Origin of the sequence: Pontibacter vulgaris (assembly GCF_022758145.1) — a bacterium.
GTDB classification, from domain to species: Bacteria; Bacteroidota; Bacteroidia; order Cytophagales; family Hymenobacteraceae; genus Pontibacter; species Pontibacter vulgaris.
The window spans coordinates 893728-918423 of sequence record NZ_JAJVDH010000002.1 but is presented as its reverse complement, the minus strand read 5'-3'; the positions used below and the strand labels follow the sequence as shown (position 1 = coordinate 918423).

15 protein-coding genes are annotated in these 24696 nt (G+C 47.7%); 8 read left to right on the top strand and 7 right to left on the bottom strand.

Features of this window, described 5'->3' with window-relative positions:
• Positions 1-548 precede the first annotated feature (548 nt).
• The 4 genes from LWP20_RS05150 to LWP20_RS05135 all read left to right on the top strand — a co-directional run bounded on the left by LWP20_RS05150 (position 549) and on the right by LWP20_RS05135 (position 12980).
• Positions 549-9872: a T9SS type B sorting domain-containing protein gene (locus tag LWP20_RS05150; protein WP_242927041.1), complete on the top strand. Its 9324-nt coding sequence runs from the start codon at positions 549-551 to the stop codon at positions 9870-9872.
• 14 nt (positions 9873-9886) lie between these two features.
• On the top strand, positions 9887-10888 hold the full coding sequence (locus LWP20_RS05145; RefSeq protein ID WP_242927040.1) for a PorP/SprF family type IX secretion system membrane protein: 1002 nt from the start codon (positions 9887-9889) through the stop codon (positions 10886-10888).
• Between the two features lie 204 nt (positions 10889-11092).
• Entirely contained in the window at positions 11093-11632 is a 540-nt protein-coding gene (locus LWP20_RS05140; protein WP_242927039.1) for a hypothetical protein, read from the top strand.
• A gap of 133 nt (positions 11633-11765) precedes the next feature.
• Positions 11766-12980, top strand: a complete 1215-nt coding sequence (locus tag LWP20_RS05135) for an S-adenosylmethionine:tRNA ribosyltransferase-isomerase (RefSeq protein WP_242927038.1) — start codon at positions 11766-11768, stop codon at positions 12978-12980.
• A 150-nt stretch (positions 12981-13130) separates the two neighbouring features.
• Here LWP20_RS05135 and LWP20_RS05130 read toward each other — a convergent pair whose 3' ends face one another.
• On the bottom strand, positions 13131-14513 hold the full coding sequence (locus tag LWP20_RS05130; RefSeq protein ID WP_242927037.1) for a M28 family peptidase: 1383 nt from the start codon (positions 14511-14513) through the stop codon (positions 13131-13133).
• A 769-nt stretch (positions 14514-15282) separates the two neighbouring features.
• Entirely contained in the window at positions 15283-16275 is a 993-nt protein-coding gene (locus LWP20_RS05125) for a DUF1028 domain-containing protein (protein WP_242927036.1), read from the bottom strand.
• 173 nt (positions 16276-16448) lie between these two features.
• Between LWP20_RS05125 and LWP20_RS05120 the strand changes: the two genes are divergently transcribed.
• The 3 genes from LWP20_RS05120 (at position 16449) to LWP20_RS05110 (ending at position 18853) form a co-directional block, all read left to right on the top strand.
• Positions 16449-17243 (top strand): NYN domain-containing protein, encoded by a 795-nt coding sequence (locus LWP20_RS05120; RefSeq protein WP_242927035.1) that lies wholly within the window; start codon positions 16449-16451, stop codon positions 17241-17243.
• Positions 17244-17303: 60 nt separating this feature from the next.
• Positions 17304-18155, top strand: coding sequence for a dienelactone hydrolase family protein (locus tag LWP20_RS05115; RefSeq protein WP_242927034.1), 852 nt, complete (start codon positions 17304-17306; stop codon positions 18153-18155).
• Positions 18156-18280: 125 nt separating this feature from the next.
• Positions 18281-18853 carry a GNAT family N-acetyltransferase gene (locus LWP20_RS05110; RefSeq protein ID WP_242927033.1) on the top strand — a complete coding sequence of 191 codons (573 nt, stop codon included), beginning with the start codon at positions 18281-18283 and terminating at the stop codon, positions 18851-18853.
• Here the strand turns inward: LWP20_RS05110 and LWP20_RS05105 are convergent.
• The gene (locus LWP20_RS05105) at positions 18816-19931 is read right to left on the bottom strand and encodes an AI-2E family transporter (RefSeq protein WP_242927032.1); all 1116 of its coding nucleotides are present in this window, start codon (positions 19929-19931) and stop codon (positions 18816-18818) included. The two genes, LWP20_RS05110 and LWP20_RS05105, sit on opposite strands and share 38 nt — an antisense overlap.
• Positions 19932-20037: 106 nt before the next feature.
• Between LWP20_RS05105 and LWP20_RS05100 the strand changes: the two genes are divergently transcribed.
• Positions 20038-21342, top strand: a complete 1305-nt coding sequence (locus LWP20_RS05100) for a M20/M25/M40 family metallo-hydrolase (protein ID WP_242927031.1) — start codon at positions 20038-20040, stop codon at positions 21340-21342.
• An 85-nt stretch (positions 21343-21427) separates the two neighbouring features.
• Here the strand turns inward: LWP20_RS05100 and LWP20_RS05095 are convergent, their stop codons facing one another.
• From LWP20_RS05095 to LWP20_RS05080, 4 genes are all read right to left on the bottom strand, one after another.
• Positions 21428-22180, bottom strand: a complete 753-nt coding sequence (locus tag LWP20_RS05095) for a DUF6503 family protein (protein ID WP_242927030.1) — start codon at positions 22178-22180, stop codon at positions 21428-21430.
• Positions 22181-22288: 108 nt separating this feature from the next.
• Positions 22289-22948: a YceI family protein gene (locus tag LWP20_RS05090; protein WP_242927029.1), complete on the bottom strand. Its 660-nt coding sequence runs from the start codon at positions 22946-22948 to the stop codon at positions 22289-22291.
• 43 nt (positions 22949-22991) lie between these two features.
• Positions 22992-23441, bottom strand: a complete 450-nt coding sequence (locus LWP20_RS05085; RefSeq protein WP_242927028.1) for a MarR family winged helix-turn-helix transcriptional regulator — start codon at positions 23439-23441, stop codon at positions 22992-22994.
• Positions 23442-23616: 175 nt separating this feature from the next.
• Entirely contained in the window at positions 23617-24606 is a 990-nt protein-coding gene (locus LWP20_RS05080) for an enolase C-terminal domain-like protein (RefSeq protein WP_242927027.1), read from the bottom strand.
• Positions 24607-24696: the final 90 nt, after the last annotated feature.

Here is a 24696-nt window from a genome sequence, read left to right as displayed (position 1 = left end):
AGGCAGGCATAATTCATTTTAGAAAGCCACCTACTCCTCAAGTATGAAAGCCAGATAAAAGCGCTGACTTTTCTAGTTTGCAGCGCCCTAATCCGGAAACTTTTACCTTATAGGTAACATCGGCCTTAAACTATAATAATGACAGATTGGGCAATTACAACCAATAAGTATAATTAATTAACCTAATCAATTGGCAACAAGGCGCTAGAAGCTCAAAAGCAACTATAAATTAAGTACAATAGTTCACACCCCCTACCTGGTCATATTAACCTTAAACAACTACAAGAAAAAGGAAAGAAATCAAGCTAAGGTAACATAGGCAACAAACGCCTGCAGGCTTCACAATCTATATATAATTGCAATATTGCTTACTAATCAGAATTTTAGCTTTCAATTAACAGGCAATAGCACCTCCTCTGCAGGTTTAAACAGCTGCAGCAGAACACTATTATATTGTTACAATTTATTTAATACAACCGCACTCTATTTCTTTTTTGCACTTTTCAGATTTGTGCAACCAATAACCAACATATGATAACGGCAGGCTTATGAGAATACATTTACTACTCCTCATTTTATTCTTTGTTTTAGGTATTCAGAAGCAGCAAGCTTTTGCACAATGTAAAACGCCAACTGTTACCCTGCCTGCAGACATTGGTTATTGCGGCCCTCAGGTTATTGCCTTTTCTACCACCAGCCCCAATCACGCCCCGCAGTATACTGCAAATTCTGGCACAATCAGCTCCTATAGTTGGAAGGTGAATGGAATAGTTACGGCTACAGCTGCCTACCCCAGCATTAACTTCCCCTTGCCAGGTTCTTATGAGGTAAGTGTAACAGCTACCAACAGTTGCGGAGAAGCAGCCACAGATATCCAGATAATTACCATAACAGATCTGCCGACTGCACCTGTTGTGGAGAATGTAGCTGCCTGCACAGGCAGTAGTGCTACCTTATGGGTTAAAGATGCCAACCCTAATCTTCGCTATCGCTGGTACGATAACAATGGCGCATTGCTGGTTTGGGGAACATCTTATACGAAAACACCCGCTAACAATACCTATTTCCAGATCGAGGCCATTACGCCCGAAGGTTGTGTTTCGCCACGCACTATTGCACAGCTTACGGTTTCTTCTACTGTCGGTAACTCAGGCCTGATAGGCTCTGATCAGGAAATCTGCGCTGGTACACGCCCACAAATGCTGACAGGTAACGCGCCACAGTCTATGACCTTTCAGTGGTTTCAGAGCACCACCGGCCCAAATGCAGGCTACTATCCAATTTCGACGGCACGCGATAAAGATTACACACCACCGGTTATCTCCCAAACAACCTGGTATAAAAGAATTGCTTACAATCAAGGCTGCGGAGAAGAATCCAATGCCGTAAAAATTACAGTAACTCCGGTACCTGCCACACCAATAGTAAATAATACTTATACCTGTTACGGCACACGCGCTACCTTTACAGTTTCTAACGCCGACCCTACCATTGTTTACAGGTGGTACAGCTCTGCTACCAGCACCACCGAAATTGGTACAGGGCCAAGCTTTGTAACTCCGCAGCCACTTACCGCCGATGCCACATTTTATGTAGCTGCATCCACTACTTCCAACACAAATTGCTATAACATTACACGCACAGCAGCAAGTGTAACTGTAACAGCTCCAATCTCAAACAACATAATTTCCGCAGACCAGGAAATCTGTAGTGGCGGCACAGCTGCACGCCTGTCAGGTACAATACCGCCTCAGTTGGCAGGAGGGGGTGGAGGTTATACTTACCAGTGGCAAAAAAGCACCGATGGTATTCTGTTTATAGATATAGCCGGTGCCAACGGAGCAGATTATTTGCCTGGCGCGCTTACAACCACTAGCTGGTTTAACCGCAAAGTAAGGGCAATCAGTAGTTGCCCCGAGAGCATCAGTAACACCATACGTATAACCGTTTCGCCGTTACCAGCTTCCATTAGTGTAACCAACAATGTAGTTTGTTCGGGCTCTCCGGCAAATTTAGCAGTCAGCGATCCTGAGCCAGGCTTTACCTACCGCTGGTTTGATGTACCTTCAGGAGGAACAATTTTAGCGACAGGCATTTCGTATACAACCCCTGTTCTTACCTCTAATAAAACATACTACATAGAAGCAACTACAGCAGAAGGCTGTATAACAACACGCAGAGCCGTAGATGTAACGGTAACTCCTCTACCAGCTCAGCCTGATGCAGATAATATAACAGTTTGCGCCGGAAGCAATGCCATACTTACTGTTAAAGTGGCCGATGCTGCTTTGTTTTACCGTTGGTATGATAGTAGTGGCACATTGCTGGCAACCGGCACCAGCTACACAGCGGCTCCGCTTTCCGCCAGCGCTACTTTTTATGTGGAGGCTGTTACAAAAGCATCCCCTGGTTGCACCAGCGCGAAAAAAGCAATAACGGTTGATGTAATACCAGCTATAGCTAACAACAGCATTACTGGCAACCAGGAATTATGTAGTGGCGCTACCCCGGCAAGTATAGCTGGGGCCATACCTACAGGCGGAGCAGGAGGCTACCAATACCAGTGGGAACAAAGTACAGATGGCAGTTATTTCCAGGCTATTACAGGCGCAACCGGAAAAGACTATGCTCCGGGAGCACTTACTGCTACCACTTGGTTCCGCAGGAAAGTTACAGGAGCAGGCACCTGCCCGGAAAGTATAAGCAATGCTATAAAAGTTACTGTAAACCCGGTACCAGTCACTCCGATTCTGGCACCAGTTTCTACCTGCAGCGGCACGCCGGCCATACTTGCGATTTCATCTCCGGATGCCAGCCTGGTTTATACCTGGTATACTTCACCAACCGGCGGAACAGCCATAGCAACAGGACCAACTTATACTACAGATGCACTTACTTCAGGCAAAACCTATTATGTAGAGGCAACAACAGCAGTAGGATGTAAAAGCACAGCACGCGGAGCAGTAACAGTAAACGTAACGCCACTTCCAGCCACTCCAGTTGCTAGCAATGTTGCTATTTGTGCCGGAGCCACAACATCGCTTACTGTTTCCTCGGCTGATGCAACCCTTTCCTATAACTGGTACAACGCTGCTACAGGCGGTACCCTGCTTGCATCCGGCATTTCCTATACTACTCCTGCATTAATAGCTAATACTACTTTTTATGTTGAAGCTGCTACAGCCAATGGCTGTGTGAGCGCATCCCGTAAAGCAGTACTGGTAAGTGTTACGCCACTGCCTGCAACGCCGGAAGCCGACAATACCACTATCTGTGAGGGCCAAACCACTACATTATGGGTTAAAAATCCACAGCCGGGGCTTATTTACAAATGGTATCAAGGCGGCTCACAGGTAGCCACTGGCATATCTTATACTACGGATGCCCTGTTTTACAGCAACACCTATGAAGTAGAGGCCATCTCAAATACAACCACAGCCTGCACAAGCGCAACCCGTCTTACAGTTTCAGTAACTGTAACACCAGTAGTTACAAACAATACTATTTCTTCAGATCAGCAGATATGCAGTGGCGATTTACCAGACAGATTGGAAGGAAGTATGCCGGCAGGCGGAGGAAACGAGTATGCTTATCAATGGGAACGTAGCGAAGATGGGTTAAACTTTGCGCCTGTTACCGGAGCTACAACACAACACTATGTACCAGGTGCCCTGGCTACAGATACCTGGTTCAGAAGAAAAGTTAAAGGCAATGGCCCATGCCCGGAAAGTATAAGCGCACCAGTTAAGATAACCGTAATCCCTCTGCCAGGAATACCGGTTGTAAACAGCCCAACCATTTGCGCTGGCTCTACAGCAACATTAAGTATAACTTCTGCTCAACCAACACTAACTTACCGCTGGTATGATATAGCCTCAGGTGGTAGCACCATCGCTATCGGAGCCAGTTTTACAACGCCTGAATTAAGTAACAATACAACCTATTATGCAGAGGCATTTAATGCCAGCGGATGTGTAAGCCCGCGCAGAGCGGTTACGGTGCAGGTAACCCCGCTTCCAGCCATGCCGGTTGTATCCGATAAAGCTATCTGTGCAGGTGCTTTTACAACGCTTTCAGTTTCCAGCCCAGTAACCGGACTCACTTACAGGTGGTACAACGCCTCAGGCATATTGCTGGCAAGTGGCACTTCCTACACAACCGACGTTCTAAATGCCAGTACCACGTTTTATGTAGAGGCCGCCACAACAGTTTCGCCAGTGTGCGTGAGCAGCCGCAAAACCGTATTTGTTTCTGTTAACCCAACACCGGCTGCTCCGCTTGTAGATAATGCCACTACCTGCTCCGGAAGCACAGCTGCACTAACTATAAAAGTATCCGACCCAAACCTGGTGTATAAATGGTATACCGTTGCATCAGGTGGAACCGCCATTGCTACCGGTACAAGCTTTACTACAGGCATTCTTACCTCCGGCAAAACGTATTATGCAGAAGCTGTAAATGCCGCAAACTGTGCCAGCGCCAGAACTATAGTTACCGTAGATGTTACACCACTACCCGCTACTCCGGTAGCAGATAACCAGTCTGTTTGTGCAGGCTCTACGGTTACCCTAACTGTTGAAAATCCGCAAAATGGCATCTCTTATAACTGGTACGACGCTGCTACCGATGGCACTTTACTGGTTACAGGAGAGAGTTATACTATCAGCGCTATAAGTGCAAACACCACTTATTATGTTGAGGCTGAATCAGCAGCAGGTTGTGTAAGCCCGGCCCGGCAGGCAGTAGAAATAACCGTAACTCCTCTCCCACTGACTCCGCAGGTTAATAACACAACTGTTTGTGCCGGCCAGAGTGCCATACTTACAGTTATCACTCCCGAAGCCGGGGTATCCTACAAGTGGTATAATTCAAACGGCTTAAACATTTATACTGGTATAACTTACGCAACACCCGCTCTTCAGTCTGGCACTGAATACTATGTTGAAGCAGTTACAAATAATGCCATTACCTGCATCAGCGCCGATCGCAGAACTGTGAATGTTACCGTTACACCGGCCATTGCCAATAACATCATCAGTGCCGACCAGACTATTTGCAGCGGCAGTACTGCGGCACTTCTTACAGGCTCTGCACCTACAGGCGGCGAAGGAAATTATACTTTCCAGTGGGAGCGCAGCACCGATGGCATTAACTTCAACACCCTGCTGGGAGCTACCGAAAGAAACCTATCGCCAGGCACACTTTCTACCACTACCTGGTACAGAAGAAAAGTTAGCGCGGCCGGTACCTGTCAGTCTGCAGTAAGTAACATCGTAAAAATTACCATCACACCACAACCTCCAACACCTGCAGCACAAGGTATAACTATATGCCAGTATGGGCAGGCTAGTCTAACTATCAGCACACCTGATAATAACCTGGTTTACAATTGGTACAACGTAGCCACTGGCGGTAATAGCCTTGGCACCGGCCAGTCGTTTACGGTATACAACCTGGAGGCTACAGCAACTTATTATGTAGAAGCCATGAACAGTAATGGTTGCACCAGTACCCGCCGCGCTGTTACCGTAACTGTTACTCCTAAACCAGGAACACCTGTAGCAACCAACAGGGAAGTCTGTACAGGAGAGGCTACAACGCTAACAATTACAGCCCCTATTTCTTCGCAGGTATACAGGTGGTACAATGCCTCCGGCGACCTGTTACGCACCGGAAACTCTTATACTACCGATAAACTTATCGCCAGCACCACCTATTATATAGAAGCCGCCACTACAACCAGCACCGCCTGTGTAAGCGATAGAAGCAGTGTTAATGTTATAGTTACTGAACTTCCGGGCATACCTGAAATAGAAAATGCCACTGTTTGTTCTGGCAGTATAGCTAAACTGGAAATTACCTTACCTGACCCGGCACTTATCTATAACTGGTATACCACAGCAACCGGGGGCACCCCGATCGCCACGGGCACCACCCTGACTACAACGGCACTAACCTCTGACAGAAGCTATTTTGTGGAAGCAGTAAGTACTACAGGTTGTGCAAGTGCAAGAGCAACGGTGGTTATAGATGTTAAGCCACTCCCGGCTACGCCAATGGCCGGCAATGTTTCTATCTGTGCAGGATCATCTACTGAGATTATGGTGGAGAATCCGGACCAGGAACTTATTTATAACTGGTACAATGCAGCCACCGACGGCACACTACTCGCTACAGGTTATACTTTCACGACGGGTATATTGAATGCCAACACAACATACTATGTAGAAGCCACAACTATAACAGGTTGCGCCAGCCCGTCACGTAAAGCTGTAGTAGTAAGCGTATCGCCTTTACCTGCCACACCAGAAGCTGATAATGCTATAGTATGTGAAGGAGGATCGGTTACACTATGGGTGAAAAACACAGCACCTGGCTTACTCTACCGCTGGTATGAGAACGGAACTCAAATAGCTACAGGAACCTCTTACACAACCGATAACCTGTACAGCAGCGCTGTTTACCAGATAGAAGCTGTAACAAGCGGCACTACAACCTGCAGCAGCACCCGCACAACGGTAACTGTATCTGTAACGCCAACTATCACCAATAACACCATTAGCGCCGACCAGACCATTTGCAGCGGCGACACATTCGCTAAACTGACCGGTACGTTGCCAGCTGGCGGAGGGGGCGATTATACTTACCTGTGGGAGCGCAGCGAAAACGGACAGAACTTTACAGTTATCCCGGATGCTTTCGGAAGGGACCTTGCACCTGAAATCCTTACCGCAACTACCTGGTTCAGAAGAAAAGCAAAAGGAAACAGCAGCTGCCCGGAACACTACAGTAACTTAGTTAAAATCACAGTTGTGCCTTTACCTTCAGCGCCTGTAGCCAATAGCATAACAGTATGTGCCGGCACTACAGCCACCATAAGTATAGCAACTCCTGTAGCGGGCATCAGCTACCGTTGGTATACTGTGCCTGAAGGCGGAAGCAGCATTACTACTGGCTCCTTCTACAAGTATGAAGCAACGGCAGGTTCTACTACATTTTATGTGGAGGCAGTTAACGCACAAGGTTGCACCAGCCCACGCAGAGCAGTTGTAATTACAGGCACAACAGTACCGGCCACGCCACAAGCTGCTGATAAAGCCATCTGCGCCGGCGACAGAACCACGCTGGCTGTTACCGCTCCTGACCCTGCCCTGCTTTACCGCTGGTTCGATGGGAACGGCAAACTGCTGGGCAACAGTTCCTCTTATACTACCTCAGCCCTGAGTTCTAACACTTTATTTTATGTAGAAGCTTATACAAATACCGCACAGGCCTGCGCCAGCCAGCGCAAGGCTATAAACGTGTTGGTAACACCTATACCGGAAGTACCTGAAGCGGAGAATGTACGCATTTGTGCCGGGTCTGGCGCCACCTTGTCGGTTATTCAGATAGACATGAGCCTGACCTATAAATGGTACGCTGCTGCCACAGGTGGAACAGCACTTGCTACAGGCCCGACTTATACTTCCGATATCTTAACTTCCAACAAAACCTACTATGTAGAGGCAATCACGACTTCAGGTTGTGTAAGTGCACGCAAGGCAGTAGCAGTTGAGGTTATGCCAGCGCCAGCCGTACCGGCGGCAAGTAACAAAGCCATCTGCGCAGGTGAAAGTGTAACCTTAACAGTAACTGACCAGGATGCAGCCCTGACCTATCGTTGGTACGATGCTGCTGCAGGAGGTACATTGCTTGCAACAGGTTCAGGGTATACTGTTTCTAACCTTCAGCTGAGCAATGTATACTTTGTAGAAGCTGTTAACCAGACAGGCTGCACAAGTTTAGGCCGCAGAGCTGTACAGGTAACCGTAACCCCAATGCCTGCCACACCGGTTGTAGAAGGTACAACCGTATGCGCCGGCGAAACGGTTAAGCTATGGGTGAATAATCCGGACCCGACCCTGACTTATAAGTGGTACAGCGATGCAGCCGGAAGCGACTTAATCGGTACAGGTATTTCCTATAGTTCGGCAACAGGGCTTTATACCAGCAAAGTTTACTATGTGGAGGTTGTAACGGCAACAGGGTGTGTGAGCACGGTTAAAAAACAGGTTGATGTAAACGTAGTAGCCAAACCCGATATACCCCAAATTTCAGGAGCTACAGTTTGTACAGGCAGCAGCGCTGATCTGTTTGTTACGGCCCCTGATCCGGCGCTTGTTTATAAATGGTTTGATGAAAATGGTGCGCTTTTAAACACCGGCACTACTTACCAGACCGAAGCACTTAGCACTAATACTACCTTTACAGTTATTGCTTACACGGCAACCTCACCTGCCTGTAACAGCAACGCCCAGACTGTAGAAGTAAACGTTGTTCCAGCTATCGTTGGCAATACCATCGGTACTGAGCAAATGATCTGTAGTGGTAGTGCTATGGCAAAACTTAGCGGCTCTCAGCCAACAGGTGGCGGCAGTGCTATTACCTACCAGTGGGAATACAGCGAAGATGGCCTTACCTATAAATCTTTAGTTGGCACTAACGGCCAGGAGTATCCTTCTGTAGTTTTAACCAAAGACACCTGGTTCAGAAGAAAAGTTAAAGCAGCCGGGGCTTGTCCTGAAAGTATAAGCAACGAGGTAAAGATCACTGTAACTCCACTACCGACTACCCCACTTGCAGACAATACCACAACCTGCCAGGGTAGCAGCACAACTATAGCTGTTAAGAACGCAAGTTCAGGTATAGTATATCAGTGGCATAATGCAGCAACAGGTGGCAGCTTACTAGGTACAGGCATTACGTTTACTACGGGCATCTTAACGGCTACCACCACTTATTATGTAAGCGCTACCAATACAGAAGGTTGTACCAGCAGCACACGGCGCGCAGTTACGGTTTCAATTTCTTCTCCTGTCGCAAACAATACCATAGCTACCGACCAGCTTATTTGCAGTGGCGCAATCCCTGCCAGAATCTCAGGTTCTATGCCAGGTGGCGGCAATGGCATTTATACTTACCAGTGGCAGAGCAGCGAGAACGGGATTACATATCAGGATATAGCCGGCGCAACAGCCCAGCATTATGCACCAACTACAGCATACTTTAAAACAACCTGGTTCAGAAGAAAAGTAACAGCTACCGGGCCATGTGCTGAAAGTATAAGCCAGGCTGTGAAGATAGAAGTTATACCACTTCCGGCTAAACCTATAGCTACTGCTGCAACTATTTGCCCGGGTGGAGCTGCCACGTTGCAGGCAACTGCCGCAACAGGCCAGCAACTGGAGTGGTACGACGCACCATCAGGCGGACGCTTACTACATATTGGCACTACTTATACTACCCCTGTAGTTTATGCCACAACCGCCTACTTTGTGCAGGCAGTAAATGAAAAAGGTTGTGCCAGTTCAGAGCGCCAGTTGGTACAGGTTCGTGTGGCAGCACCGCAGGTAACTGTTAGCCCCGATGTAACTATAACTACCGGCAAGAGCGTGCAATTATCGGCACAAGGTGGCGTGGCTTACTCCTGGTCTCCTGCCGAAGGTTTATCTGCACCAAATAGCGCCAATACGTTTGCCAGCCCTAAAACTACCACAACTTACACTGTTACGGTAACTACCGAAGGTGGCTGCACCACCACAAAGCAGGTTACCATCACAGTGCTTCCAAAAGTGATAACCTCCAATGCTATCACGGCTAACGGAGACGGCCTCAACGATTACTTCAGAATCGAGAACATTGAGCAATACCCGGAATGTACCGTGCACATTTATACCCGCTGGGGCGAAAAGGTTTTTGAATCGAAGGGATATAAAGAGCCTTGGGACGGAACCCGGAACGGCAAGATGCTGCCAATGGGTGCCTACTACTATGTGATCTACCTGAACGATAAGGAAGTGCCGCTTTCGGGAAGTATAACCATCATTAAATAATCAAGTCTGCAGATATGAAACGACTTACAGCCATAGTTCTGACATTAGTAGCAAGTATAAGCGGGGCGTTCGCACAGCAGCGCCCCCAATACACACAGTATATGCTTAACAATTACCTGGTTAACCCAGCTGTAGGCGGCATAGAAAGCTATACCGATCTGCGCACCAGCTACCGGAGCCAATGGATAGGCGTAGAAGGAGCTCCAGAAAGCTTTTATGTTACCTTACACTCCTCTATTGGCAATGCCAGTACAAGCGGCTCACCTAAAGCTCGTAAATCAAACCGCTTTGGCTTTGCAGGAAAAAACAGCTATAAGAAAGCAGCGCCTCATCATGGTTGGGGTGGTGTAGCACAGGTAGACCGGGCCGGTTTGCTCCGCTCATCAACATTAAACGCAAGCTATTCCTACCATTTGCCTGTAAGCCGTTACCTCACGCTCTCCAGCGGCTTAGCCAGTGGCGTAACCAACTATAGCATTAGCACCATCGAGGCTCGTGTACCAGACCCCAACGACCCATACCTGGCAGACAACAGGCTTAACACCACTAAAATAGACCTGAACGTGGGCATGTGGCTTTACAGCCCGGATTTTTTTGTGGGGTTGGCGGGCACGCAACTACTTCGCAACCAGAACGATTTTAAGCAGGGCGAAGAACCAAACATGACCTTGCTTCCTCATTTATATGCCACAGCCGGCTTGCGTTTTTACCCCTCTAAAGATGTCGCCCTGATTCCTTCTGTAATGGTAAAGGCAACCTCGTCTGCAAGCCCTGCCATTGATGCCAACCTGCGGGTAATGTATTCGCAGTATATCTGGGGCGGCGCCTCTTACCGCCACAACGATGCCTGGGCCGTAATGGCAGGCTTAAACCTGGGCCACTTGTTTGATGTGGGATATTCTTACGAAGTTGCTACTTCAGAAATGAACCAGGTTACTGCCGGCAGCCACGAAGTAGTAGTTGGCTTTAAGCTCAATAACTTCCGGAAGGTGGTTTGCCCGCAATGGGTATGGTAAGTATAAAACAGGCAATCTCTTAAGTATAAAATATGTAAAAGGCTTACGCTGATAATAAAAGGCTCTGCAGTAAATTAATACTGCGGAGCCTTTTTACTTTTTGTGGCAAAGTATAGTTAAGTACATCACCTGAACCAGGCGTATGGTTACAAAGTATAAACTGTTACCTTTGCAGCCTTACTTCTCTAAAACCTCGAAACAAGCATGAGCGCCAGAAGCCTTGAATTATTACTAGAGACAGCCTACGCCCCCGAAGCACCTGTAGCCCTGGAAGGTGGCGCAGCAAGCGTATACCAGAAATTTGAACAGGCATTTAAAGCGTCGCGGCTGCAAAAAGGAAATCAGGCTTCGGAAGAGCTCAACTACCGTTTCGAGATTTTACGCCTGAGCGTAGCTATTGCTTTTGTAAAGGCCTTTACCCGCCTCGCTGATAATGAGAACACCAAAGAAGTACTCGACCTGTTGCTGCAAGCCATAAAGGCAAAAAATACCCGCGAGATCGACAAGATCGTGCAGAAAAAGATTGCCCTGTTCGACAACTTATACCACGAGATTTTTGTGAACGCGCAGCGCGAGGAAATACTTGGTCTGTTTGAGCGTACGCTGGATGCCGGCTCTAAAGAAGAGTTAGACGAGCTGATAATGGAAGGCCTGGAACTGCTGCAGGACGTAGATTTTGACCGCACCCACGACGATGACGACGACGAACCAATTGACGAAGACCTCCTGAAAAGTATACAATAACGAAATCAATACTGGCAGAAAGTATAAATTACTGCCATGCTTTATAAAGTATAAAACTGCTGCCCTGCTCCCGAAAAGTAAGGCAGCAGTTTTTATTTAAGTGCATTACCTTTGCACTGCATTATACTTACCCATGACAACAGACCCTAAAAAACTGGCCATAAAGGATTTTGTGTACGAGCTGCCAGACGAGCGCATCGCCAAATTTCCGCTACCCGAGCGCGACCAGTCTAAATTGCTATACTATAAAACCGGCGCCATCACAGATTATACTTTCACTGATCTGCCGCAATTGCTGCCGGCTCATACCTTGCTGGTGTTCAATAATACCAAGGTAGTGCAGGCACGCTTGCTTTTTCAGAAAGAGACAGGTGGTATAATAGAGATATTTTGCCTGGAGCCCGTACTGCCGCACCGCGAAGTACAACTGGCCATGCAGCAAACCCAAAGCTGTACCTGGAAGTGTTTAGTAGGCAACAACAAACGCTGGAAAAGCGGCCCTTTATACTTACAGTTTGAAGGCGGCACACTTACCGCAGAACGCGAAGCCCAGCAGGAAGGCCATTTCCTGATAAAATTCAGCTGGCAGCCAGAAGAGCTTACTTTTGCTGAAGTACTGGAGCGTTGTGGCAAACTACCGCTTCCTCCCTACCTTAACCGCGACCTGACTCCCGACGACCGCACCCGCTACCAGACCATTTATGCCGAGCAGCAAGGCGCCGTAGCAGCGCCAACAGCCGGCCTGCATTTTACTGATAAAGTAATGGCGCAGCTTCAGGAGAAAGGTATAGATACTGCTTACCTGACGCTGCACGTTGGTGCCGGCACGTTTAAGCCGGTTAAGGCTGATGTAATGGAAGAGCACGAGATGCACGCCGAGCAACTATACGTTACCCGCAACTTATTACAAAGGCTACTCGCACAGTTGGGCAACCCGATCATACCAGTTGGTACAACCAGCATGCGCTCTCTCGAAAGCCTGTACTGGTTAGGAGCCAAAGTATACCAGCATCCGCAGCTTCCTTTGCAGGATTTACACGTAAGCCAGTGGCAGGCGTATGAAAGTACAGATCTGCCAACACCGCAGCAGGCCTTAACCGCGTTGCTGCAGTATTTAGAGCGCAACAATACCGATCACCTGCATGCCAGCACCCAGATCATTATTGCACCCGGTTATACTTTCAGAATTTGCGCCGGCCTGGTAACTAACTTTCATCAGCCGGAAAGTACGTTGCTGCTCTTGGTTTCAGCATTAATCGGCGAGAACTGGCGCAACGTATACCAACATGCCCTGGATAACAACTATAGGTTTCTGAGCTACGGCGATAGCTCGTTGCTGCTGCCGTAAGTATAAATGACCTTGTAGCGTGCTCAGCTCCCATAAGCGCCTGACAAGAATTTTATTTCAACAAAAAAGCCTGCTTCGGATTAACCAAAGCAGGCTTTATACTTTACTTCTGAAGATCATTTTCCAATCTTCACTTCTTCAAATCTATACTTACAGACCGTATTCAGAAATCAGGTATACCAGCGATGCCATAGAAGCCGCACCAAGCTGCATTTCGCGGCGGTTAACCTGCTCAAATGTATCGATTATGGTATGGTGGTAATCGAAGTAACGCTGCGAATCCGGGCGGAAGCCGATCAGAGCTACTGTTCCTTGGCCTTTCAGCGGGCCGATGTCAGCGCCGCCACCGCCACGGGTTAAATCGTGCAAGCCGTAAGGAGCCAGCAGGTTTTTCCAGGTAAGCGCTTTTGCATACTGGCTGTCGTTGCCATCAATACCGAAACCACGCGGCGTAAAGCCACCCGCATCCGATTCGATAGCAGCAATGTGGTTCTCGTTATTTTTCTTGGCCAGTTCCGCATACTTCAGGCCGCCACGCAAACCGTTCTCTTCGTTCATGTACATAACGGCACGAATCGTTCTTTTCGGCTTAATGCCCATGGCTTTGAAAAGTCGAAGTACTTCGATAGACTGCATACAACCGGTACCATCGTCGTGCGCCCCTTCGCCCAGATCCCAAGAATCCAGGTGGCCGCCTACCACTATAATTTCATCAGGTTTCTCCGTTCCTTTGATCTCGCCAATAACATTGTAAGACAGCGCATCCGGCAGCGTCTCGCAGTTCATGCGCATAAAGAATTTTAGTTTTGCATCTTCCTTCAGCATTTTGCTCAGAAACTCAGCTCCGTTTGTGCTGATTGCCGCAGCCGGAATTTTCGCTACCCCGTCCTGGTATTTGGTGTTACCGGTGTGTGCTACATTCTGGTAATCGTTTGTCATGGAGCGCACAATAACGCCAACCGCGCCTTGCTTTGCAGCAGCTACCGGGCCGGCACCACGCTGGTCTACGGCACCGCCGTAAGCTGCACCTGTTTGTATGTGCTTGTTATCGAAAGGGCGGTTGAAGAAAACAATTTTACCTTTTACATCTTTCGTCTTCAACTCTTCCAGGCTATGCACTTCCACTACCTCAGCCTTCAGTCCTTTTTTACCTGTACCAATGGAGCTACCCAGCGCTGCAATGGCAACTTCATGCTTTCTCTTTCCCTCTATGCGGCCAACTTCTTTCTCGCCACGCACCCAATGCGGCACCATTACTTCCTGCACATACACACGGTCCAGGCCCATGCCTTCCATTACTTTTTTGGTCCAGTCTACAGCGGCGGCAGCTTGCGGCGAGCCACTTAAGCGCGCACCGATGTTCTTGGTCAGGTAACGCAGGTTCTCGTAGCTTTCGTAACTGGTGAGGGCATTGTCGTAAATCTTCCGGATAGTAAGCGAATCGGAAGCAGGATTTTGTTGCGCCATCGCCGGCATGGCTACTACGGTTGCCGCAGCAATAGCCAGGTTGCGCAGTTTGAGTTTCAGTTGCATGGTAAAGGTGATGTAATTATTGGTTTAGTTTGTTAAGGTTTGTGACCGTTAATATAGTAAATCTTCTTTACAGATGTATGGTGTTGTAACGTCAGAGGTTTATTTGGTTGATTATGGTTGATTATGCTTTATCGTCTTTTTGAATGATGGTGAGAAATCTGGTATAGTTTCATAGTTACTGCTTTTGATGTCTGGCTATACTTCCAAGTATACTTTCACCCTCAGATATACTTGCCATCAGTTTCAATTTATACATTGGTGCTCTCCTAGGCCGGGCGGCCTCGTCTTTGGCATCGCGCTGTCTATTGAAGCTGCTCCTCGCTCCGCTGCGGGCTGCCCTTGCGGGCACCGCAACAATAGAAGGCGCTCAACCCAAGGACTGGGATTGACACTTCTTAGTAAACAGCTATGCAACTGGAACCACTGTCCCCTTGAGGGCACTATAGGGGTGTTTAGCAGCTATGAAACACCTCCCTACCCTCCTCAAGGAGGGAATTTGCCTGTAGCTTCCCAAACTCCCCGCCTTAGACAAGGAGGGGTTTGGGGTGGTTGGAGAACAGCAACTATGAAACTATAACATCAACTTTACCAAAGGTAAAAGCTCCTTCCCCTGTTCTTAGGGGAAGGTTGGGAAGGGATAAATTCGGGTGAAAGAACGGGTTTATACTTTGGCTGATTAAGATCCCTCGGCTAGCGCTCGAGATGACAGGAAAGTCATCTAAAAACAAAAGCCAATTACGCTTGCAACCACCATTATACTTATCAATTCCTATTTTACATCCAGCACTTTCTGCAGATCCTGGGACGTGAGGTTAAGCAGCCCAACTTCGGGTAACCGGGTGGTAAGCTCTTTCCAGTTTTTATCCTTCTTGTATACTTCGCGCAGCAGTTTTACAGCTCCGTGCACCTCCCCGTTGTTGGCCAGTGTAATGGCATGCCAGTACTTCATTTCCAGATTGTTGGGAAACATAGTTTCGGCTTTGCCATATTCCTGCATAGCTTTATCCATCTGGCCTTTTTCTACGGCCAGGTCGCCGTTGTTCATGTGTTCGTAAGCGCGGTATACTTTAAGCAGGCGGGCCAGTTCGTCCAGCGGTTTTTCGTGGTCATCTACGCGCAGGTCAATCGTTTTGTCGTTCCAGGGCTGGCCCGAAGCTTTGCCGTTTACAACCACCAGGGCGGCCGATTGCCTGCCACGTATATCGCCTCCTTCGCGCTCAGCCGCCTGCATGGCAAGCAGCACACGCTCGGCCAGTGGTTTTGCGGCACTTGTTTCAAAAGCCTTCGCCATAGCAGGCCATACTTTATCCGAAAGCATCATGTTAGCCTGCACCGAGAAATCTTTACCTGTAATATGCCCGGCATAGCGTATGCATTGCTTACCCGTATGGGTAGCCACGCGCCCCTGCACATCCAGTATAGCTACCTGGCGTACTTCGCGGCCTTCGTCGTCAGCTAAAAGTATAGCCAATACCTGCTCAGGTGTTTTGCCTTGCTTTAGCAGCTCCAGCCCGCGAGGTCCAAATGATTTGTTTGTAAAAGATTGCGTGGCAACTACTCCAACACCAGCCTCGGCCCAGGGCACCGCCGTACCCACCGAAAACCAGTGGCTTTGCACGCCTACCGCCATTTCGCCGGTTTTGGCATCGCGGGCAACAATAGAGTAAGTATGTGCCAATGGCTCCTCGGCCTTATAAACCTGTGCCTTCGCTGAAAATGCCGAACCGCAAACCATGGCTACAGCACCTATAATCTTCGTCATGCTCCTCATTTTATACTTTCTGCAAGTATGGGTTAGTGTGATATTGTTCATACTCATTCTGCTGCCGGTTGTTGTGCAGCCACAACTCATCTCTGAAGTATAAGTATAACAGAAAAACTATACAGCTGCAACTGCGGCTGGCACACCGCCCGCCACAACATCAGCCCTTATACATGAAAGATAATTTCCGCGAGAAAAAAACACACCGCATGGCCATGCTAATTGATGGCGACAATGCACAACCCAGCCTTATTGTAAAACTGCTGGCCGAAGCCGGTAAATACGGACCTACCACCATACGCCGCATTTACGGCGACTGGACAACGCCCCAGATGAACGGCTGGAAAGACTGCCTGAACAACCACGCGATACAACCTATACAACAGTTCCGGTATACGATCGGGAAAAACGCTACCGATAGCGCCCTGATCATAGATGCGATGGACCTGTTGCACAGCAACCTGGTAGATGGCTTCTGTATCGTATCATCAGACAGCGATTATACCCGGCTTGCAACCCGCATCAGGGAGGCCGGCATTTTTGTAATGGGCATAGGGCAGCGCAAAACGCCTAAGCCTTTTGTAAATGCCTGCAACATTTTTATTTATACTGAAAACCTGACCGATGATATTGATGAAAAAAAGATAGCATCGGCAGATAAAATCACAGCAAACGGCCACGATAACCCGCAACCTAACCCGGTACCGATGCTGAAAGAAGCTTTTACAATGGCTGTGGGAGAAGATGGTTGGGCTCACCTGGGGGCAATTGGCTCCAGCCTGCGCCAGCTTGACCCTGCCTTTGATGCACGCACCTTTGGGTACAGCCAGCTAATTCAGTTAATAAAAGCGTATAAAGAACTGTTCATCATCCGGAAAGAAGATGACAAAGGCTCCTCGGCGGTGTATGTAAAGCGGCGCAGTAAACGTTATAAAAAACCGAAGGAAGCTGAGCCCCATAAAGAGTAACCGAACCTGTAACAATGCTGGTTTTATTATTATTTTCGTACTATAACCAAAATCTATACTATGAAAAAAACGATCATGCTGTTGGTGCTTTGCCTGCTTACCTGGCAGTGGGCCAATGCCCAGGCCACTATGGCTTGCTGCACAAAACCTACCGAGGCTACCGCACAATTTGCCATGCTGGCCAGCGATGCCGCCTTCCGCGGAAAACACGACAATCCTTTACCTTTTAAGCTTCAGAATATGACCGGCAAGAAAGTAACTTTTAAAACTCCGGACGGCAAAACAGGTATGGCCTATGAGATTAAAGCTGCCCGGCAAACCGATAATTACCTGTTTGTAATACACGAGTGGTGGGGGCTGAACGACTACATAAAGCAGGAAGCCGAGCGCCTGGGCAAAGATTTAGGCAATGTAAACATACTGGCGCTTGACCTGTATGATGGCAAAATAGCCACTACATCGCAGGAGGCCCAGAAATATGTGCAAACCGTAACAACCGAACGGGCGCAGAACATTATTAAAGGCGCTATTGCCTACGCAGGTAAAGATGCTGACATTGCCACCATAGGCTGGTGCTTTGGCGGTAGTTGGGCGCTTCAGGCTGGGCTGCTGGCCGGCGATAATGCGGAAGCAGTGGTTATGTACTATGGCATGCCCGAAGATGATGTAGAACGACTTAAAAAGCTGGATGCTCCCGTACTTGGTATTTTCGCCAGCCAGGATACTCACATCACGCCTAAAATAGTGCAGCAGTTTGAGCAGAACATGAAGAAAGCCGGCAAAAACCTGACCGTTAAAATGTACGACGCCGACCATGCCTTCGCAAACCCAAGCAACCCGAAGCATAACAAGGCATTTACAGCAGAGGCATACAAACTAAGTGTAGATTTCCTGAAAAAGCACTTCGATTAAGTATAGACCTCTGTTTATACTTACAAACGCCCTCTTCTTACCTGCAGAAAAGGGCGTTTTAGTTTAGCGCATTACACTATTGCCATTACCAGTAAAGCCTGTAACTATACTTCAAGCTCCCGCCTATGAAAAAGTTAACCCATACTTACCAGCTGCCCATTGCGCCAGACCTTGTATTGCGTGAGGTAACCATAAACGACGCACCTGCTATTTATACCCTGATAGACAGTTACCGGGCTTACCTGCGCGAGTGGCTCCCTTTCATTGATTTCAGCAGATCGGTAAAAGATAATGAAGCTTACCTTAAAAGTGTTACTTCTGAAGATAACGTTACAGACCAGGTATTTGCCATTGTATACTTAGAGCGGCTGGTTGGCATTATTGCGTACAAAACCATAGATCTGCTTAACCGCAAACTCGAGATAGGTTACTGGCTGGGCGAACCTTACCAGGGTAAGGGCATTATGCGGCGTTGCTGCTCAGCCCTGATGCAGCATGCTTTTGAAAACATGGGTATAAACCGCATCCAGATTAAAGTGGGTGAAGGAAACTTTAAAAGCAGCAATATTCCTAAAAATCTTGGTTTTACCATTGAAGGCATTGAGCGCGAAGGCGAATTTCTGAATGGCCGCTTTCTCGACCTTGAAATTTATAGTTTGCTTAAAACTGAGTGGGAGGCGCACCGGCGTCAGTCCTGATAATGGGTTTCACTTTTTTCAGTACCCTCTTCTTTTTATTATTTCCGGCGCTCAGCAGCAAAGAAACCGGTCGCAACTCGCTGTGTTTATCAGCAATAAGTTTTATGATAGCCAGGAACGGGATAAACAAGATCATGCCGGAAGCGCCCCAAAGTATACCGCCTGCCACTATAGCCAGCAACGTGAACAGCATATTAACCTGTAACCGGTAACTAACGGCCCACGGAAAAATCAGGTTTGCCTCCAGGTACTGCACCACCGTAAACACAATCACAACACCAACCGGGTACCAGATCGAATCATAGGTTATCCAGGCCACAGCCATCGGAAGTATAGCCCCGATGGTGATGCCTACATAAGGTATAAAAGTAAGTATAGATGCCACCACGCCAAAAAATACCGCATGTGGAATGCCCAGCAGGTATAACCCTAAACTGTTGAGCGCACCCACAATAAAGTAAACGATCACCATGCCTTTTATGAAATTATAATAGGTAGTGATGGTTTCGGCAAGTATGGCGCATATGGTTTGCTTTTCTGATTTCGGGAACATCGAAAAAAGCGCCGTTGCGAGTTGCTCGCGGTAAAAAAGTATAAGCGCCGCATAAAGCGGAATGAGCACCAGCAGCACCAGCGAAACTGCCGAAGTATAAACTACCCCCTGCACCATATTCAAGGCCGAAGATCCTACATCGGCTGCCATACTTTGTATCCACTGGGCTTGCTGCAGGTTGGTTATGCCCAGGCGTTGCTCCAGGTATTGGCTTATGGTTTGCCACGTCTGCAATAATTTGGCTTGTATAACAGGCCACTCCTGCCCAAAACGCCCCATCTGGCTTATCAGTAACCAGGCTAAACCGCCAAACAGAACCAGTAACAACAACAGGCATAACATAATGGCCACCCAGCGTGGAAAATGCTTGTTTTCGAGCCACTTACAGATCGGGTAAAGTACAAAGCTGATAAGCAGCGCAAAACTAAGCGGCACCAGCAATGTGCGGCCAAAGTATAAAATCACAGAAACCAGCACGGTGTATTGCAGTAGTTTTAGCCAGTTTACTTTAGCGCGGGTTTCCATAATTTCAGTATCTTGTGTGTCGGAGCAACAGACTGGCAGAAACAACTGCTTGTCTTTCTCAATTTCTTTAAAAATCTATCAAAAACCTATACTTAAACCGCACACTATGAAAAACAGCAAATACTTGCTGACAGCCTTTGCATTATGCGTTGGCAATGCCCTTTCAGCCCAGGATCTATCCACCATTTCGGAGCAGGAAACCACACGTTTGGTTAAAACCCTTAGCGCCGACGATATGCAGGGCCGTTCTTCTTTTACGCCCGGCATCGATAAAGCAGCTGACTTTATCCAGGGTGAATTTCAGCGTATCGGGTTAACGCCGTTGCCAGCAGCCAAGGGCTCTTTCAAGCAAACGTTTTACTTCTATAAGATTACCCCGGGCACCGCACAAGCAACGCTGAACGGTAAAAGTATAACCGCCGAAAATGTTTTAATTACCAGCTCTGCAGAAAAGCTGAAATGGAAACAAAGCAAGAAGCGCAAGGTGTTGATGATAAAGAAAGGCGAGAATGCACGCAAGGCGTTTTCCGATATTATGAAGCAGGACACCGACGCCTTGGTATTGGTGCACCCAAGCCATGCCAAAACCTTCGAAATGTTTAAACGCTACCTGGGCAAAGGTGAGGTCAAAAAAGAACTAACCAAAGGCAGCAGCAAAGTATACCTGCTGACCGATGCCACAGAAGCTAAAAAGTATAAAGCAAGCACTACAAACAAAATAGAAAAGCTGCCGCTTACCAATGTGGTAGGTATTATTGAAGGAAAGCGCAAAGATGAATACGTGCTATTCTCAGGCCACTACGACCACATTGGCATCGGCCATACCCTAGATGGCGACAGCATTGCCAACGGTGCCGACGATGATGCATCCGGTACTTCGGCTATGATCATGCTGGCTAATTACTACAAGCAACAGCCACAACCTGAGCGCACACTCGTTTTTGCAGCCTTTACAGCTGAAGAGATCGGTGGTTTTGGTTCTAAAATGTTTTCGGAGCAGTTTAACCCTGATCAGATCGTGGCCATGTTTAACATCGAAATGGTGGGCAAGCCTTCTAAGTTCGGCCCGAACAGCGCTTACATGACGGGCTTTGAACGTTCTGATTTAGGCCAGCTGGTACAGAAACGTTTGCAAGGCACTACGTACAGCATCCACCCGGATCCTTATCCTAAGCAAAACCTGTTCTACCGCTCCGACAATGCTACCCTGGCACGTTTAGGCGTTCCGGCACATACTATCTCATCCGTACAGATAGACAAAGACACTACCTACCATACTGTGAATGATGAGTTCGAAATGCTGGATATGGCGCACTTGACCAATATGATAAAAGCCATTGCACTTGGCGCACAAGGTGTGGTTTCCGGCACCGACACACCTACCCGGGTTAACAAAGCTTTAGTAGAGTAATAAGCTACTCCCATACAAACAGTAAAAGCCTGATCTCTCAGGCTTTTACTGTTTTATACTTTGACTATTATTAAAATCACTGTTATTATTCAGGCAGCTTGCTTACCACCACATCCTCCAGCTTTATTTCCGATACTTTCTCCAGTTTGCCGGCTTCGAAAGCTTTGTCGTACTGCTCCAGCGGAAGCTGTTCTTTAATAGTATAGTTGTTATAATTCTGGAAGCGGATGCCGCCAACAATGCGCGGGTTTACAGCCTCCCGGAAACGGGTGCCACCGCCATCTTCCTTAAAACTATAAGCCAGGTAATCCATGGTATGGCGCTGCTGGTGGAACCAGTAAATGTATACATCCTCGAAATCAGTGCCTCCGCCAGCTTTTGCAAACGTTACTTTCACTTTGTAGTATGGCTCCTCTTTTATACTTGCCTCGCCTATGTATTCTTTCTGCACGGCAGCATCATTTAAAAAGTATGGCAGCAGCGCAAAGTATATAACAGAGTTTACAGAAGCCGAAAAAGCATCCTTTCGTTCCTGCGGCAGTGTTACTTCTGTTCCATTTATAGTTCTGGTAAAGCCGCTGTTACGCAACACATCGTGCACGCGCTGGCCCGTTGAGTCCTGAAAAGTGCGGCTGTAAACGTAGGCTCCGCCATCGCGCAAGGCCCTGTATTGTTTATCGCGCAACCTGAAACTGATAACGCCACGGTTATACTTCCCGCCGCCGTGCGTGGCAATGGCCTGGTCTACCAGCTGCTGTGCATCGGGTTGTTTATCTGAACAAAAAGTAAGCATCAGGCAAAACGGAAGTATAAATCGGATGAGTGTAGTGGCTGACATAAGTATAAACTGAAGTATAAACCAAAGATAGGCAACTGGAAAGTATGGTAAAAGAAAAAGCCCCGCAGCGGTGCCGCGGGGCTTTCATCAACTAAACACAGGTAGTAATTACTGTTTTGCTGTTACGTTGAAAGACACTTTGAAATCATCGTAGATAGCTTTGTCGCCGATCGTATCGAAGAAGCTCTTGGAAGCGTAACGGATATCGTATTTTGTGCGGTCTACGGTTACATCTGCTTTTGCAGTTGCAACACCACCTTTAACCGTGATTGTAGCCGGGAAAGTAACTGGCTTTGTAATGCCTTTGATAGTAAGGTCGCCGGTTACAGTAGTGTTTGGCTGGCCAGCTGCAGCTTTAGCAATTGGCTTCAGGCTTGTGATTTTGAATGTAGCGGTTGGGTGTTTCTCTACGCTGAAGAAATCATCAGACTTCAGGTGTCCGATCAGTTTGCCGTTATACTCAGCATCTTTAATGTCGGTGCAGGCGATAGAGTTCATATCGATGGTGAAGGTACCGCCGGTTACTTTATTCTTAGCTACTAAAAGCTGGCCGTTAGCTACATTAATAGTACCCATGTGCTCGCCTGTAACTTTTTTAGCATGCCATTTAACTTCGCTCTTAGTTACATCCAGTTTAAAAGCTTTGCCTTTAGCTGGAGTAGCAACTTCAGTAGCAGTTGTTGAAGTAGAAATTGTTGAAGTGTTGCCAGTAAATGCAGAGAACATAAACGCTGCGGCAAGTGAAGCTAAAATTGCTGTTTTTTTCATGATAAATTTAATTGTGTATTCTAAAGGTTGGTTTTGGTTTACTTTAATCTCTTATTTTATCGAGCAGGCGGTTCAATTCCTTCGCCTCCTGTTCTGTTAAATTTGTGATGCCCGTTTTCTGGCCGCCTTCAAACTCGTCCATCTCTTTAAGCAGGGCAAGTCCTTTGTCTGTTATCAGCACATCTACTGTGCGGCGGTCGTTGGGGCACTGTTTACGCGTTACAAGGCCTTTTGCCTCCAGTTTATCCACTATGCGCGAGGCATTGGAGGTTTTATCCAGCATGCGCTCAATCAAAAGACTAACCGTAGCGGGCTCAGGGTGCTGGCCCCTAAGTATGCGCAAAATATTATACTGTGGCAACGTAAGGCCAAAAGGCTTAAAAAGAGTTGCCTGCGCCAACTCAAGCCAGCCCGAAGTATAAATCATATTGATGTATGCCTTCTGGTACTCTGACTTAAAAGAGCTCTGCTTTATTTCTTCCTCTATCTTCATAGGTGCATGTATGCTCATTGGTGTTGCAAATATATGTACATACATTTAATGTACAAACACATTAACACCTTTTTTACAAAAAAGTTTAGTTTTGGTTAATTATTTTGACTGAGAGCAGTTAAAAGTGCTTTCAGAATTATCCTTCATGAAGGTTATACTTCGGCATACTTGTCTTTTACTTCAGATAAAGTATACCGTCCCTCTCTTTCACCAACCCAAAAGGCTCTTCTTCCAGAATCAGGAAGCCATCCAGGTCAGAAAAGTCGAAAGAGGAACTTAGCTGCATCGCCGACCAGATACCAAGGCTGGTTTCTACCATACAGCCCAGCATAGCCATCATGCCGTGCTGGCGTGCTTCTTTCAACAACCGTACCGCGTTCAGGTAGCCGCCAGCTTTCATCAGTTTTATGTTAATGCCATGAAACTCCTGGCGCAGCAGTTCAAAATCAGCTTCATCGGTAACGGATTCGTCGGCTACGAACGAAATAGGTGTTTCCTGTTTAATAGCTGCATAAGCCGAAGCTGACGAGGCGGGCATAGGTTGCTCTATAAATACCACCCGGGTTCTGTCGAGGCCGTGTATAAAACGTAGCAACTCCTCCGGCTCCTGCCAGCTTTCGTTGCCGTCTACTACCAGCGGGCGGTTGGTGTGCTTCATTACTTCGGCCACCAAATCAGCACCCTGCTCCTGGTTTACTTTAATCTTCAGGCTATTAAAGCGGTTGATGTTATACTTCCGGATAAAGTCGCCAACCTCGCCGGTATCCATAATGGGCAGCGAAAAGCAGGTAGCCTGCTGGTGTGGGGCCGGCTGGCCTAACAGCTGGTGCACAGCTATGTTCTGATGCTGGCAATAAAAATGCACGTAAGCCGATTCGATAGCAAAACGCAGGGCATTTACAGGCTGGTGCTCGAGCAAAAGCTGCAGCAAGTCTTCCATGGATTTTACCTGCGCCAGCCCGGCCATTAACAGTACCTGGTATTGCTGTAGTAAAAGCTCCGGGGTTTCGCCGTAGCGTATATTAGGGGCTGCCTCGCCAAAGCCGCTGTACGTACCATCCGATACCTGCACCAGGAAATTAACTTTTTCGTTGCTCGCATTACGGGCTATCTTCCAGGTATACTTCAGCTTCAGGTGCAGGGCTTCTATGCGCCAGTTTAACATAGCTTGTTTTCTAAAAATGGTGGTAAAGAACTGCGGAAGATGCTACTTTTTTAGCTAATAAGCTATACTTGCCCCGCTGTCTGGCTCTAC

What these genes read in the sequence shown, in the direction of transcription:
- LWP20_RS05150 (WP_242927041.1), top strand. Translation starts at nt 549, where the DNA reads ATGAGAATACATTTACTACTCCTCATTTTATTCTTTGTTTTAGGTATT.
- LWP20_RS05145 (WP_242927040.1), top strand. Translation starts at nt 9,887, where the DNA reads ATGAAACGACTTACAGCCATAGTTCTGACATTAGTAGCAAGTATAAGC.
- LWP20_RS05140 (WP_242927039.1), top strand. Translation starts at nt 11,093, where the DNA reads ATGAGCGCCAGAAGCCTTGAATTATTACTAGAGACAGCCTACGCCCCC.
- LWP20_RS05135 (WP_242927038.1), top strand. Translation starts at nt 11,766, where the DNA reads ATGACAACAGACCCTAAAAAACTGGCCATAAAGGATTTTGTGTACGAG.
- LWP20_RS05130 (WP_242927037.1), bottom strand. Translation starts at nt 14,513, where the DNA reads ATGCAACTGAAACTCAAACTGCGCAACCTGGCTATTGCTGCGGCAACC.
- LWP20_RS05125 (WP_242927036.1), bottom strand. Translation starts at nt 16,275, where the DNA reads ATGACGAAGATTATAGGTGCTGTAGCCATGGTTTGCGGTTCGGCATTT.
- LWP20_RS05120 (WP_242927035.1), top strand. Translation starts at nt 16,449, where the DNA reads ATGAAAGATAATTTCCGCGAGAAAAAAACACACCGCATGGCCATGCTA.
- LWP20_RS05115 (WP_242927034.1), top strand. Translation starts at nt 17,304, where the DNA reads ATGAAAAAAACGATCATGCTGTTGGTGCTTTGCCTGCTTACCTGGCAG.
- LWP20_RS05110 (WP_242927033.1), top strand. Translation starts at nt 18,281, where the DNA reads ATGAAAAAGTTAACCCATACTTACCAGCTGCCCATTGCGCCAGACCTT.
- LWP20_RS05105 (WP_242927032.1), bottom strand. Translation starts at nt 19,931, where the DNA reads ATGGAAACCCGCGCTAAAGTAAACTGGCTAAAACTACTGCAATACACC.
- LWP20_RS05100 (WP_242927031.1), top strand. Translation starts at nt 20,038, where the DNA reads ATGAAAAACAGCAAATACTTGCTGACAGCCTTTGCATTATGCGTTGGC.
- LWP20_RS05095 (WP_242927030.1), bottom strand. Translation starts at nt 22,180, where the DNA reads ATGTCAGCCACTACACTCATCCGATTTATACTTCCGTTTTGCCTGATG.
- LWP20_RS05090 (WP_242927029.1), bottom strand. Translation starts at nt 22,948, where the DNA reads ATGAAAAAAACAGCAATTTTAGCTTCACTTGCCGCAGCGTTTATGTTC.
- LWP20_RS05085 (WP_242927028.1), bottom strand. Translation starts at nt 23,441, where the DNA reads ATGAAGATAGAGGAAGAAATAAAGCAGAGCTCTTTTAAGTCAGAGTAC.
- LWP20_RS05080 (WP_242927027.1), bottom strand. Translation starts at nt 24,606, where the DNA reads ATGTTAAACTGGCGCATAGAAGCCCTGCACCTGAAGCTGAAGTATACC.